General features: G+C 50.8%; 13 protein-coding genes. 7 read left to right on the forward strand and 6 right to left on the reverse strand.

All coding sequences use genetic code 11. From position 1 onward, the window contains the following. Positions 1 to 150: 150 nt before the first annotated feature. Positions 151 to 2082: a response regulator gene (locus tag QZ279_RS09390; RefSeq protein WP_293450206.1), complete on the forward strand. Its 1932-nt coding sequence runs from the start codon at positions 151 to 153 to the stop codon at positions 2080 to 2082. A 15-nt stretch (positions 2083 to 2097) separates the two neighbouring features. Here QZ279_RS09390 and yaaA read toward each other — a convergent pair whose 3' ends face one another. The 3 genes from yaaA to QZ279_RS09405 all read right to left on the reverse strand — a co-directional run bounded on the left by yaaA (position 2098) and on the right by QZ279_RS09405 (position 5304). Next, positions 2098 to 2868 carry a peroxide stress protein YaaA gene (yaaA, locus tag QZ279_RS09395; protein WP_293450182.1) on the reverse strand — a complete coding sequence of 257 codons (771 nt, stop codon included), beginning with the start codon at positions 2866 to 2868 and terminating at the stop codon, positions 2098 to 2100. 29 nt (positions 2869 to 2897) lie between these two features. Beyond that, positions 2898 to 4940 carry a DNA helicase RecQ gene (recQ, locus tag QZ279_RS09400; RefSeq protein ID WP_293450184.1) on the reverse strand — a complete coding sequence of 681 codons (2043 nt, stop codon included), beginning with the start codon at positions 4938 to 4940 and terminating at the stop codon, positions 2898 to 2900. A gap of 76 nt (positions 4941 to 5016) precedes the next feature. Then, positions 5017 to 5304, reverse strand: a complete 288-nt coding sequence (locus tag QZ279_RS09405) for a YggT family protein (protein WP_293450186.1) — start codon at positions 5302 to 5304, stop codon at positions 5017 to 5019. Positions 5305 to 5428: 124 nt separating this feature from the next. On the opposite strand from QZ279_RS09405, the gene QZ279_RS09410 reads away from it, so the two are divergent. The 6 genes from QZ279_RS09410 (at position 5429) to arfB (ending at position 10551) form a co-directional block, all read left to right on the forward strand. Next, on the forward strand, positions 5429 to 5965 hold the full coding sequence (locus QZ279_RS09410; RefSeq protein ID WP_293450188.1) for an acyl-CoA thioesterase: 537 nt from the start codon (positions 5429 to 5431) through the stop codon (positions 5963 to 5965). 67 nt (positions 5966 to 6032) lie between these two features. Beyond that, entirely contained in the window at positions 6033 to 7403 is a 1371-nt protein-coding gene (locus QZ279_RS09415) for an MFS transporter (protein WP_293450190.1), read from the forward strand. Then, the gene (mepA, locus tag QZ279_RS09420; protein WP_293450192.1) at positions 7403 to 8272 is read left to right on the forward strand and encodes a penicillin-insensitive murein endopeptidase; all 870 of its coding nucleotides are present in this window, start codon (positions 7403 to 7405) and stop codon (positions 8270 to 8272) included. Before QZ279_RS09415 ends, mepA begins: the two co-directional genes overlap by 1 nt. Positions 8273 to 8322: 50 nt before the next feature. Then, positions 8323 to 9135, forward strand: a complete 813-nt coding sequence (locus QZ279_RS09425) for an esterase-like activity of phytase family protein (protein WP_293450194.1) — start codon at positions 8323 to 8325, stop codon at positions 9133 to 9135. Between the two features lie 92 nt (positions 9136 to 9227). Then, positions 9228 to 9851: a queuosine precursor transporter gene (locus tag QZ279_RS09430; protein WP_293450196.1), complete on the forward strand. Its 624-nt coding sequence runs from the start codon at positions 9228 to 9230 to the stop codon at positions 9849 to 9851. Between the two features lie 277 nt (positions 9852 to 10128). Next, entirely contained in the window at positions 10129 to 10551 is a 423-nt protein-coding gene (gene arfB / locus QZ279_RS09435) for an alternative ribosome rescue aminoacyl-tRNA hydrolase ArfB (protein WP_293450198.1), read from the forward strand. A 3-nt stretch (positions 10552 to 10554) separates the two neighbouring features. On the opposite strand, the gene pncB is transcribed toward arfB, so the two are convergent. From pncB to QZ279_RS09450, 3 genes are all read right to left on the reverse strand, one after another. Beyond that, positions 10555 to 11844: a nicotinate phosphoribosyltransferase gene (pncB, locus tag QZ279_RS09440; protein WP_293450200.1), complete on the reverse strand. Its 1290-nt coding sequence runs from the start codon at positions 11842 to 11844 to the stop codon at positions 10555 to 10557. 54 nt (positions 11845 to 11898) lie between these two features. Then, complete coding sequence (locus QZ279_RS09445; RefSeq protein ID WP_293450202.1) at positions 11899 to 12543, reverse strand: response regulator; 645 nt, start codon at positions 12541 to 12543, stop codon at positions 11899 to 11901. Between the two features lie 51 nt (positions 12544 to 12594). After that, positions 12595 to 12810: hypothetical protein (locus tag QZ279_RS09450; protein ID WP_293450204.1), on the reverse strand; the 216-nt coding region annotated here is incomplete at its 5' end.

Consider the following 12810-nt stretch of genomic DNA (forward strand, 5'->3'; position numbering starts at 1 on the left):
ATACAAATTGCGCATCATGTCCCCCTATAGCTAGGGGTCGTGAATCATATCAGCCTCACAGGCTCAATCAGTTAATGGGTCCTGACCCTAAGTCTTTCACATCAAAAAATTAAAATCGCCAAACGCCGATTATGGTATTCAATTCGAACAATTCCCGATGGGTTCGCATTCTTCAACGCAGACAACGAAATGGTAGGTGCAAACGATGCTTACCTTGGTATTTTTGACGATTTGGAAGATATGAAGCCGGGCGTGACGTATCCTGAAATATTGCTCATTCTGACGGACGAAGGGATCGTAGACACAGAGAACCTAAGCCAAGCCGAGTGGCGCGCATCAATGCTAGAACGCTGGAACGCACCCCACCCAAAGCCGGGCGTGATCCGATTTTGGAATGGTATATACGTCAAACTAATTGATGAGCGCGGGCCAGACGGGGACGTTGTTTCACTTGCTGTGAACATCACCGACACAATCGAGTACGAAAACAAATTGAAAAAAGCGCGCTACCAAGCAGAAGCCGCCAGTCGCGCAAAAACTGCGTTTCTCGCTAACATGAGTCATGAAATTCGAACACCGATGAACGGGATCGTTGGGATGGCAGACTTGTTGGCCGAAACACCCCTAGGAGAGGAACAAAAGCTTTTTGTCGACACCATCCGAAATTCCGGTGGCGCGCTGCAGACAATAATTAACGACGTGCTGGATTATTCTAAGATTGAAGCAGAACGGCTTGAGCTTCGCCTGACAACCTTTGATTTCGAACAATGCATTCATGAAGTTGTTCGTTTGTTGCAAACCTCTGCACGCGACAAAAGTATCGAGATACTCGTCGACTACAATCTATTCTTGCCAACTCAATTGATTGGGGATCCAGGTCGCATTCGGCAAATACTTACCAATATTTTGGGAAATGCCATCAAGTTCACGATGGAGGGTCACGTATTAATATCTGTCACGGGAAAAAACGAAAACGACCTGTGCGATCTTCACGTGACGGTTCAAGACACAGGAATCGGCGTTCCCGCTGATAAAATTGAGCATATTTTCGGCGAATTCAACCAAATCGAAGAAGAAAGCAATCGAAAATTTGAAGGCACAGGACTTGGGCTCGCCATCACAAAACGCCTCATTGAAATGATGAAAGGTAAAATTTGGGTTACTTCTGAACAAGGGGCCGGGACATGTTTTGGATCTCACATTACCCTTGAAAGCGATCCCTCAGATGAGTTTGAAATTGCCAAGCCGGCAATAGAAAATGCTCTTTTATTCGATAATTGCGATTTGACCCGCTCTTTAATGGAAAAGCAACTCGCGATGATTGGGATAAAATGCTGCGCGGTCAGCACGGAACAGGATGCCTTGAAATTCATCAAATTCGACTGTGATGTCGCGATCCTTGACGATCTAAGTGGCACAGCAGACGGTTTTGATATGGCGCAAAAATTGAGAAGCGTTCATCCGAGCCTACCAATCCTTCTCGTTACATCCAACGTCGCTACAGCAGAAACCGATCCTGAGCGACGACACGTTTCGCGCATCTTACAAAAGCCAATTCCCAGGCAGACACTGTTTCGCGCGCAGATGGATCTGAACCCAGTCGACAACGCTGGTCAAAACTCTGCAGACCCACCAACGGACGAAACAGTTGTGTTTCACTCTCGCCAGGGTTCCACTTTACCCGTCGCACCCAATCAACGTCGACTGCGCGTGCTGGCTGCTGAAGATAATAAAACCAATCAATTGGTGTTTAGTAGGATGCTAAAAGGTCTAGATGTCGAACTAACGTTCGCAAGCGACGGATTAGAAGCGGTCGAATTATTTCAAAGCCTGACGCCTGATGTCGTTTTCATGGATATTTCTATGCCAAAGAAAGACGGTAAAGACGCGACACGCGATATTCGTGCGCTAGAAAGGTCTATTGGAAAGCGTGTCCCAATAATTGCTATGACCGCCCACGCTATGAGTGGTGATCAAGATACAATTCTTTCTGCGGGCCTCGACTACTATCAGACAAAACCACTCAAAAAGGCGCTTGTAGTTGAGCAAATCACGCGCTTGGAAATCGACGGCATTCATTAGGCCTGTTTTGCCAGATCAGGTAGGATAATCGCGCAAGAATACCCAACGGTCGCCCTCACTTAAATCAGGCTGGAACTCATATCCGCCAATATCGAAATCTTGAATATTCTTAGGGTCGTTGATGCGGTTTTGAACCATATATCGTGCCATTGCGCCTCTCGCTTTTTTCGCGAAAAAGCTGACAATTTTTGCGTTGCCGTCCTTAAGTTCCATAAAGACCGGCGTAATCACACGCAGCTTTAGCGCCTTAGGTGCGACAGCGCCAAAATATTCCTGACTGGCACAGTTGATCAGCGTATCTGTTCCGACCACTTCCGCTTGGGCGTTAAGCATCTTAGAAAGATCCTCACCCCAGTAGTCATAAAGCGATGTTCCACGGCGTGTTTTCAGCCGCGAGCCCATTTCCAAACGATAGGGTTGCATCGCATCAAGCGGACGCAAAACACCATAAAGTCCCGACAGAATTCGCAGGTGGTCTTGCGCCCAGCGCATGTCCTCTGGTTCCAACGTTGCAGCTTCCAAGCCTTGATAGGTGTCGCCTGCAAATGCCAATGCCGCGGGACGGACGGCATCGGGCGTCGGCTCGGCCTCAAACGCTTTGAAACGATCACGATTCAATCGAGCCAAATCAGGACTAAGATCCATCAACTTGCGTAATTCGCCAAGTGTCAGATTCTTGGCGGTTTTGACCAACCGCACCGCATCTGCTTGCAAGTCTGGCGCGGTCATTTCAACGTCTCGCTCCGCCCAGTCCAAACGCTTCGCAGGTGAAATCACAACAAGCATATCCGCCCCCTTATTCGTGTAATATAGATCTAGCCCGCTTCACGCAGCACGTCCAGAAAAGCGCGCGCAAATCTTTCGCTGCGGCGTTCCCCCAAGATGCGTTCAAGCGCCTGTTCATTTTGCGGCTTCTGCGCAGCGACTTTTGCAAGCAGCGACGCGGAACAGCTTATTGGTTTGTCCAAACCCTCACGTCCACGCGCTAAATCCGCCTGCACTTCAAGCAAACGATCATACAGCGTGCCGCTGTCACGCCCTGCCAATTTGCGACGTGCGGGGTGAACTGGTTCAACCTCACCTACGATAACTTCTAAGAATGCTGTGCCGTAGGTTTCAAGTTTCTTTGCTCCGACGCCCCCAATACCCGCCATCTCATCTAGCGTTTTTGGGCGAGTTTGGGCCATCTCCATCAAGGTTTTGTCGTTGAACACGATGTAGGCGGGAACGCGCGCAGCTTCTGCCAACGCTCTACGCTTGGCCTTGAGCGCAGACATCAACGGCGCATCTTCCTCACTGACCAACTCCTTAACAGCAGGTGAGTATTTCGACGCTTTCTTGATACTATCACGGCGCAAACGGATCGACGCTTCGCCCCGTAAAATGGGCAAGGCGTCATCGGTCATGCGTAACGCGCCGTGGCGTTCGGGATCTGGACGCACCAGATCGTGGCCCATCATCTGGCGAAACACCGCCTGCCATTCGCGTTTTCCGTATTCAGTTCCGACACCAAAGGTAGGCAAGCCATCGTGCCCACGCGCTTTAACTTTATCGGTTTCAATGCCCATCAAAACATCGATTAAATGCCCTGCACCAAAATATTCATTCGTACGCAAAATCGCAGACAGCGCTTTGCGCACCGCAGTCGTGCCATCAAACACATCGACGGGCGCATCGCACAGATCGCAATTCCTGCATTTCACGCTTGTCTCGCCAAAGTAGGCCAGCAGGCTGGCGCGACGACAATCCAAGGCTTCGGCCAAGCCAAGTAACGCGTTTAAGCGCGCATGATCTGCAGCGCGGCGTTCGGGTGGCGCGAGACCCTCGTCAATCTGGCTACGACGCAGACGGATATCGTCAGCACCGTATAGCGTTAGCGTCTCAGCAGGCGCACCATCGCGACCGCCGCGGCCAATCTCTTGGTAATATGCTTCAATCGACTTGGGCAAATCCGCGTGCGCAACCCAGCGAATATCAGGTTTATCAACACCCATTCCGAAGGCAACGGTTGCAACAACGATTAGGCCGTCTTCTCTCTGAAAGCGTGCTTCGACATTGCGGCGCGCATCAGGATCCATTCCACCGTGATAAAAACACGCGCTATGACCCGCTTGGCCCAGCGCACCAGACAGCCCTTCAGTCTTCGCGCGCGTGCCGCAGTAGACGATGCCAGACTGCCCTTTGCGCGCGGCCGCAAAGGCAAGGATTTGCTGGCGTGGACCGTCTTTAGCGCCAAATGCAAGGTGGATATTCGGGCGGTCAAACCCATGCAGGAACGTTTGGGGTGTTTCACCGTCAAACAATCGCTGGGCAATTTCAACGCGGGTTTCGGCATCAGCCGTCGCTGTGAAGGCCGCAATCGGGACACCAAGTTCACGACGCAGATCACCGATCCGCAAATAATCTGGACGGAAATCGTGGCCCCATTGGCTCACACAATGGGCCTCATCCACCGCAATCCTGCGCACGCCAGCACGACGCAACAGATTGACGGCACCGCCAGAGGCAAGGCGTTCAGGCGCCATATACAAAAGCTTTAGGGTACCAGCATCTATTGCCGCGAAAACTTCGTTCGTTTCTTCTTCGGTATTGCCAGACGTCAACGCGCCAGCTGCAACACCACTTGCTTTTAGCGCGGTCACTTGATCGCGCATCAGCGCAATCAGTGGAGAAATAACAACTGTTAGACCTTCTTCCATCAACGCTGGAAGCTGAAAGCAAAGCGACTTACCACCGCCTGTCGGCATGATCGCCAGAACGTTTTCACCATTCGCAACAGCGTCCACAATTTCGCGCTGGCCTGGGCGAAAAGCGTCAAATCCGAAAATGTCGCTTAAAAGCGATACGGCGCGGTCCATGGGATGTCCTGTTTTGGCATTAAACTGCTCTTACAGGATATGTCCCATAGGTTAACAATTGGCACAAGATGCAGTGTTAGTAGAATGCCGAGATGTTGTTCGCCAAAACGATGCGCAGTGCATAAACCGCAACTAATGCAACCAAGGGCGCAAGGTCGATGCCGGACATATTCGGCAGGAAACTGCGAATACGCGAATATACAGGATCAAGAATACGATTCAGACCCTGCCATACTTGCGCAACGAAGGGCTGGCCAAGATTGAGGACCTGAAAATTGATCAGCCAGCTCATGATCACATGCGCGACGATAAAGAACCATGCGATGTCTAGGATCAGCATGAGAATTTGAAAAATGGACAACATGGGCAGGCTCCGATTTGCGGTTGCCTCTTAGGTAGTCGCGCGAACGCGTCTCGGCAAGTGCCGCGGGGTCGAACTTGACGATAGATGTCGTCAGAGTCAGATGATGGCAAAAGGAAATTGTCCAATGTACCCATTTGTTCGAATGCTCAAAGCCCTCTGGAATGCGCGCACTGCTCCGCCTTTGGGATTCAACGAAGCGCATGTTTCACACCACCGCTGCTGGCCCCAAGATATTGATATGTGGATGGAACTGAACAACGGACGCACACTGACGCTCTATGATCTTGGGCGCATACCTTTGGCCAAACGCACCGGTTTGATTGGCGCGATTAGATCGCAAAACTGGGGTCTGACGATGGCGGGTGTGTCTGTGCGTTATCGGCGCCGCATTCGCACGTTTGAGGCGTTTACAATGCGGTCGCGCGCCGTGTGTTGGGACGATCGATTCATGTATCTGGAGCAATGCATGGTTAAAGCCAACGGCGAAATTGCCAATCACGCGTTGTACCGTGCGGCGATCACAGACAAAAACGGCATTGTTGCCTCTGAACGCGTTGTTGCGGCCATCGGAAGCGATGCAAAATCCCCACCAATTCCAGCGTGGATTGCCAAGTGGATCGAAGCGGATGCAACGCGCCCTTGGCCGCCTATGCAGGACTGAGGTCAGGATTAACTTGCGCGCGCGTGTTTGTGTCTGTCTAACTATCCAAAAATAAGGGACAGCAAAAATGGCAGATGCATCGGCGGACAAGACCCTGCGCAAGCGAATTTGGGGTTGGTACTTTTTTGATTGGGCCAGCCAGCCGTTTCACACTGTTCTGAACACCTTTATCTTTGGTCCGTTCTTCGTCGCGATTGCCGCGACGTACTATCTGAATTTAGGTCAGGTCGAAAAGATCGCGGACGCGAATGCGCAGGCGATGTGGGCGTGGACGACAGCGCTCATCGGCCTGATTATTGCAGTATCAGCGCCTATTTTTGGCGCAATGGCCGACAGCACAGGGCGCAAATTGCCTTGGATCATTTCCTTCAGTGCATTGTATGTTTTCGGCGCTGCTGCACTTTGGTTCACAGCCCCCGATGCAAGCAACCTTTTCTGGATGCTCGCTGCATTTGGTGTCGGCTTCATCGGTGCCGAACTTGCTTTAATCTTCACCAATGCACAGTTGCCCGGATTGGGGACGCGTGAACAGATCGGCAAAATCTCAGGTTCAGGCTTTGCATTCGGCTATCTTGGTGGCGTATTCGGACTGGCCATTGCGCTGTTATTGCTGGTTGAACAAGGCAACGGCAAAACAATTGCTGGGCTAGACCCACTCTTTGGACTGGACCCAGCAGCGCGGGCAGGCACGCGTTCAACTGGCCCCTTCGCTGCTCTTTGGTTCGTCGTCTTTATGATCCCCTATTTCCTGTGGGTGCGCGAAGTGCGCACAGATCAAATCAGGTCCAGCTTTTCAGAAGCTTTCGCACAGGTTGTCACATCGATCAAAGGACTGAAAAGCCGTAAATCCTTAGGATACTTCCTGATTGGTTCCATGTTTTATCGCGATGCCCTGAACGGTCTTTATGCATTCGGCGGCGTTTATGCGAAACTGGTCTTGGACTGGGAGGTCACACAGATCGGCGTATTCGGCGTGGTTGCTGCAATTGGTGCTGCAATCTTTAGCTACATAGGGGGCTTTGCAGATCGCAAATTTGGACCAAAGCCCGTTGTTACGTTTGCAATCATAGTTCTGGTCTTTGTCAGCCTGACGATCATCAACATCACGCCTAATACGATCTATAGTATGCCTGTTGCTGCCGGAATGTCTGATCAAATCTTCATTATTTGCGGTATTCTAATTGGCGGTATGGGCGGTATGCTACAATCTGCCAGTCGTTCCCTGATGGTACGTCACACGGACGAAGACACTGCGACAGAGTACTTTGGCTTGTATGGTCTTTCTGGTCGCGCGACCGCTTTCCTTGCACCGCTTCTTATTGGCATTGTGACAACAATTACGCAAAGCGCACGAATTGGTATATCGCCTGTAATTGGTCTTTTCTTAATCGGTCTAGTTCTATTGTACTTCGTTGATAGACGTGGAGATTTTAAATAATGTTTCGCCTGTTTTCTACTGCCCTATTAGCCCTTGCTTTTGCACTGCCTGCCGCCGCTGCGCCAGAAGCCAAACAGCTGTTCGGCGCAGTCAAAAATGGATCCGTCCAGCGTGCAGCACCTTTGGGTTCGTATGCCAAAGGCTGTGCCGCAGGTTCTGTAGCATTACCCGAAACTGGCAAAACATGGCAGGCGATGCGCTTGTCGCGAAATCGCAACTGGGGTCATCCAACCACCATCGATTTCATCGAAAAACTCTCTGCAAAAGCGGCGAAGTTACCTGGCTGGAACGGACTTTATATTGGTGACATCAGCCAGCCACGTGGCGGGCCAATGCTGTCAGGACACCGTAGCCACCAGATTGGTCTGGACATTGATATCTGGATGCTGCCGGCTAACAACTTGCGCCTGTCCCATCGGGATCGCGAAAAGATCAGCTCTGTTTCGCTACGTCGTGCAAAAGGTGCCTACACCAACGACAAGTTCACGCGCCAACATATGGAAATCATGAAGGCCGCTGCGAAAGATAAACGCACCGCACGTATTTTCGTATTCCCCGGTGCGAAGGTAGCGATGTGCAACGCTGAGAAAGGCAATCGTAAGTGGTTGCGTAAAATTCGCCCTTGGTATGGGCATCACTACCATTTCCACGTTCGACTGGCCTGCCCCAAGGGCGCACGCGGATGCAAAGATCAGAACCCACCCCCTGCAGGTGATGGATGTGCAGATGCGCAAAAGTGGGTGAACGATATTCTGAACCCACCAAAAGCCAAGCCGCGCGATCCAAAAGCCCCGAAACCAAAAGCACGGCGCGAGCTGGTTCTAGCGGATTTACCCCAACAATGTTCAAACGTCTTACAGTCGCGCTAACAGCTTTAGCAATTGCATGCGCGACTTCGCTATCAGCGGAGCCCGTCGCAGTGCCGATAGCGCACTTCAAGTGGGAGCCTTCTGTCGATGGCTTCGGCGGGCTTTCTGGCCTGGAGGTCAGCAAGGAAGGATCAAGCTTTGTCTCTGTCAGCGACGACGGCGTTCTCTACCGCGGTGATTTTATACGGACGTCTGATGGCACACTCTTTAGAGCATCTTTGATCGAAGCGCTCCATTTGGTTGTAGACACCGGACTGCGTCCCGACGAGAAGCGCGAGCGTGATATGGAGGGGCTTGCGATTGCAGATGACGGTGCCTTCCATGTGTCAGTCGAACATAAGTTTCGTATTCTTAGCTATCCCGACGCAGGCAGCACGCCCACCTCTCACGACCTTCCGACGTCCAATACAAAGACCCCAAAAAACACTGGTTTTGAGGCACTTGCGCTTGCGCCTAATGGTGCCTTTATCGCGCTGCGTGAAGGATCCCCGAATGTAAGAGCGCCTTATTATGTTTACCAAAGCAATCAGGCTGGAAACTGGGATGTCGTCTATCAATTGCCACGTCGTGGTGGGTTTCGCCCAGTCGGTGCAGACTTTGGGCCAGACGGACATCTTTATGTTCTGACCCGCGCCTTCAATGGTTTTGGTTTCGCCGCACAAATTAGTCAAATTCGCTTCAAAGATGGCGCTCCAACAGATCATAGGCTCATTTTTTCAGGTGCCTTCGGACAATTTGATAACTTGGAAGGGCTGGCAGTTTGGCGCGATGATGCTGACGACATTCGTTTGGTCGCAATCTCTGACGATAACTTCAGCGCGGCACAGTCCACAATCATCGTAGAATTCCGCTTACAAGATTAACTTGCGTTACACGGAACCAAGGCCTAAACGGCCTGACATCTCAATTCTGAGACCCCAAGTAGCCGCAACCTTGTAAAAAACGGGCATGACATATGACACGCACATACATTCCTGGCATTCTTGCCATGGCAGCCATCGTGGTTGCCTCAAATATCCTCGTACAATTCCTATTCGGACAATGGCTGACGTGGGGCGCATTCACATACCCCCTCGCCTTTCTTGTCACCGATTTGATGAACCGCTTCTACGGTCCTAGTGCCGCACGTCGCGTGATTTTCGCAGGCTTTGCCGTTGGCGTTCTGTGTTCGCTGATCGGCACGCAGATCCAAGGTGAATTTGGACCACTTGTAACCCTACGCATCGCTGTCGCATCCGGCACGGCATTCCTCATCGCGCAATTGATCGATGTTTCGATTTTCGACGCGTTGAAGCGCGGGAAATGGTGGCGCGCACCATTGGCGTCTTCGATCATAGGATCAACTGTTGATACGGCCCTTTTCTTTACGATCGCTTTCTCTGCGGGTCTCATCATTTTGGAACCAACAAACGATGTAAGCTGGGCAAATGAAGCGTTACCATTGCTTGGCTTTGGGCCAATTGCACCACTTTGGATGTCTTTGGCCGTCGCCGATTGGGGTGTAAAGCTATCGCTTTCCTTGATTGCACTCGTGCCGTTCAAAGCAATTACCGAACACTGGAAAACAAGCGCAGCGTAGGTTCTCTAAAATTTTGTTTGGCAGATAGGGTTTTCCATGCAATCCTATCTTCAATCGAAACAAATGAGAGGAGGTGATCCTGTGTCTAAAAAGGTATTGGAGAAGTGTGTTGGGACAATTTGCGAGGTGAGCCGTTAGCGGCAACCCCTAGCCGGCTTAGACCGCGCGAATTGGCGAATGCCTAACTAGCACCGCCTCCGAAACTCTAGATTAAGGGCCGTTCATTCATTTGGGCGGCCCTTTTTGCGTCTTGGGGATTTGCGTGGCATGTAGGGGCATGTTGCAAATCACGCCCACCCTAGAGATCGCCGATTGGGAGCTGACCGAGAGCTTTACCCGCGCGTCTGGTCCTGGCGGTCAGAACGTGAACAAGGTATCAACAGCCGTTGAGTTGCGCTTTGAAGCAGAACGCTCACCTAGTTTGACAGGCCCAGTTAAGGCACGCTTAAAACGGTTAGCAGGACGGCGTTGGACCCAAGACGGCGCATTGATTATCCGCGCGGAAGAAGAACGCAGCCAAGCGCGAAATCGATCAATTGCACGCGATCGTTTGATCGAATTGATCCGCAAGGCATTGATCGCACCAAAGCGACGTATCGCGACACGCCCCACGTTAGGCAGCAAGAAGCGCCGTCTAAAAACGAAGAAAGTCCGCGGCGAAGTTAAATCGCTACGCGGTCGTGTTTCTGATGAGGACTAAAGCTTAGACAATAACGTCTTGGCGGCTTTGCGCACCTAGTTCGAACACACGTTTGTAGCGCTCGATTTCATCTGCTGGTCCCATCGCCTTTCCCGGATTGTCCGATAGTTTCACGGTTGGGCGCCCACCCACTTGCACAGCCTTACAAACGATTGAAAACGGATCAAGGCCACCATTAGGCACCAGACCACGAAAATCATTCGTCAGCAGCGTTCCCCAGCCAAAGCTGACGCGCACGCGGCCCTCAAATTTCTTGTGCAATTCGATGATTTTCTCAACATCGAGACCATCAGAAAAAATGACCAGCTTTTCACGGGGATCTTCGCCGCGATCTGTCCACCATTTGATTGAGATCTCGGCACCTGTCGCAGGATCACCTGAATCGATACGAATACCCGTCCAACCCGCAAGCCAATCAGGCGCGTTGTCCAAGAAGCCTTGCGTGCCGTATGTGTCTGGTAAAATGATACGCAGGTTGCCATCGTGTTCTTCCTGCCAATCTTCAAGAACTTGGTAGGGGGCTTGGCGTAGGGCTGCGTCATCGTCGGCAAGCGCAGAATAGACCATCGGCAACTCATGCGCGTTGGTGCCAATCGCTTCAATATCGCGCTTCATTGCGATCTTGCAGTTTGACGTACCGATGAATTTTTCACCCAGCCCTTCCTGCATCGCCTGCGCACACCAATCCTGCCACAGGAACGAGTGACGACGACGGGTACCAAAGTCGGCGATCCTTAAGCCATCAACTTGACGCAGTTTTTCGACTTTTTCCCAAACACGGGTCATCGCGCGGGCATAAAGCACCTGCAATTCAAACTTACCCATGCTGTCTAAAACGGCACGACTACGAAGTTCCATAAGAACGGCAAGCGCGGGAATTTCCCAAAGCATGACTTCATGCCATTTGCCCTCAAACGTCAGTTCGTATTGTCCATCTCGTTTCTCAAGATGATAATCCGGCAGCCGCATATTTTCGAACCAATGCATGAAATCGGAACGAAACATCTGACGTTTTCCATAGAAAGTATTGCCGCGCAGCCATGTGCTTTCACCGCGGGTCAATGACAGCGAACGAATGTGGTCAAGTTGTTCACGTAGCTCACCTTCGTCGATTAACTCTGCCAGTCGAACAGACTTCGTGCGGTTGATCAGGCTGAACGTTACATTCGTTTCAGGATGGCTTTGGAATACCGATTGGCACATCAGAAGTTTGTAAAAATCATCATCGATCAGAGAACGAACGATAGGATCGATCTTCCATTTGTGGTTCCACACACGTGTCGCAATATCCAAGTTCAGCCCTCACCAACGTTTGTTAAGACTTGTTATGTCATCTAGGGAACTGGATCAAAGCTGATTTGCAGGCAGCTGGATGCAAAATTCTGAAAGCTTCGATAGCAGATCTACCTTTTTAAAGGGTTTGGCTAGGAAATCATCCATACCCGCTTCAAAGCAAGCCTCGCGATCACTCGCAAAGGCGTTCGCCGTTAAGGCGATAATATGCGGCTTGATATCAGGTAACTTTCGAATTTTTCGCGTCGCTTCCAAACCGTCTATTTCTGGCATCGACATGTCCATGAAAATCAAATCAGGACAATTTTCCCGCGTACTTTCAACGGCTTCGCGCCCATCATGCGCAAAGCGAACCGTTAGGGGTAATCCCTGCAAGTACTTGCCAATCAAAAATCTGTTGGTCTGATTATCCTCAGCAATCAACACCGACATCGGGGAAATTTCAACAACGTCTTGTTGCGCAAAAGTTTGATCTTTTTCAGAATTCTTTAACTTTTGAACCGTAAATCGTATCGAAAAAAGGGAACCTTCTCCAAAAGTTGATGTAGCCGAGATACCACCAGCCATTAGTTTTGCCAGCTGTTGCGAGATTGGCAAACCAAGTCCAGTTCCACCAAACTTACGTGTTGTTTTACTGTCCACTTGCTGAAATTTTTCCCATTCTGTCTTCAGGAATACCAACACCAGTGTCTTTGACATCGATCGTGAGGAGGTAGCTTGAAGCCTCTTCTTTCACTTGGGTTTTGATCGTCACCCCCCCCCGACTTGGGTAAATTTTATCGCGTTTCCGATCATATTCAGTAAAATTTGACGGATTCGGCCATCATCACCAACCGCAGATCTCGGCAGCGTTTGCTCCTCGTCAACATCAAGGTAGATACCTTTATTTTTACTTGCGGAGCCAGCAGCTCTACTGCGCTCAGAAAACACGCCCGCAAATTGAATTCCTTTGGGTCTATCCTCAAC

It is taken from the genome of Planktotalea sp. (assembly GCF_018607965.1).
GTDB lineage: Bacteria > Pseudomonadota > Alphaproteobacteria > Rhodobacterales > Rhodobacteraceae > Planktotalea.

Bases quoted from the DNA above. Each gene is read 5' to 3' on its own strand.
- yaaA (WP_293450182.1), bottom strand. From the start codon at position 2,868: ATGCTTGTTGTGATTTCACCTGCGAAGCGTTTGGACTGGGCGGAGCGA.
- recQ (WP_293450184.1), bottom strand. From the start codon at position 4,940: ATGGACCGCGCCGTATCGCTTTTAAGCGACATTTTCGGATTTGACGCT.
- QZ279_RS09405 (WP_293450186.1), bottom strand. From the start codon at position 5,304: ATGTTGTCCATTTTTCAAATTCTCATGCTGATCCTAGACATCGCATGG.
- QZ279_RS09410 (WP_293450188.1), top strand. From the start codon at position 5,429: ATGTACCCATTTGTTCGAATGCTCAAAGCCCTCTGGAATGCGCGCACT.
- QZ279_RS09415 (WP_293450190.1), top strand. From the start codon at position 6,033: ATGGCAGATGCATCGGCGGACAAGACCCTGCGCAAGCGAATTTGGGGT.
- mepA (WP_293450192.1), top strand. From the start codon at position 7,403: ATGTTTCGCCTGTTTTCTACTGCCCTATTAGCCCTTGCTTTTGCACTG.
- QZ279_RS09430 (WP_293450196.1), top strand. From the start codon at position 9,228: ATGACACGCACATACATTCCTGGCATTCTTGCCATGGCAGCCATCGTG.
- arfB (WP_293450198.1), top strand. From the start codon at position 10,129: ATGTTGCAAATCACGCCCACCCTAGAGATCGCCGATTGGGAGCTGACC.
- QZ279_RS09445 (WP_293450202.1), bottom strand. From the start codon at position 12,543: ATGTCAAAGACACTGGTGTTGGTATTCCTGAAGACAGAATGGGAAAAA.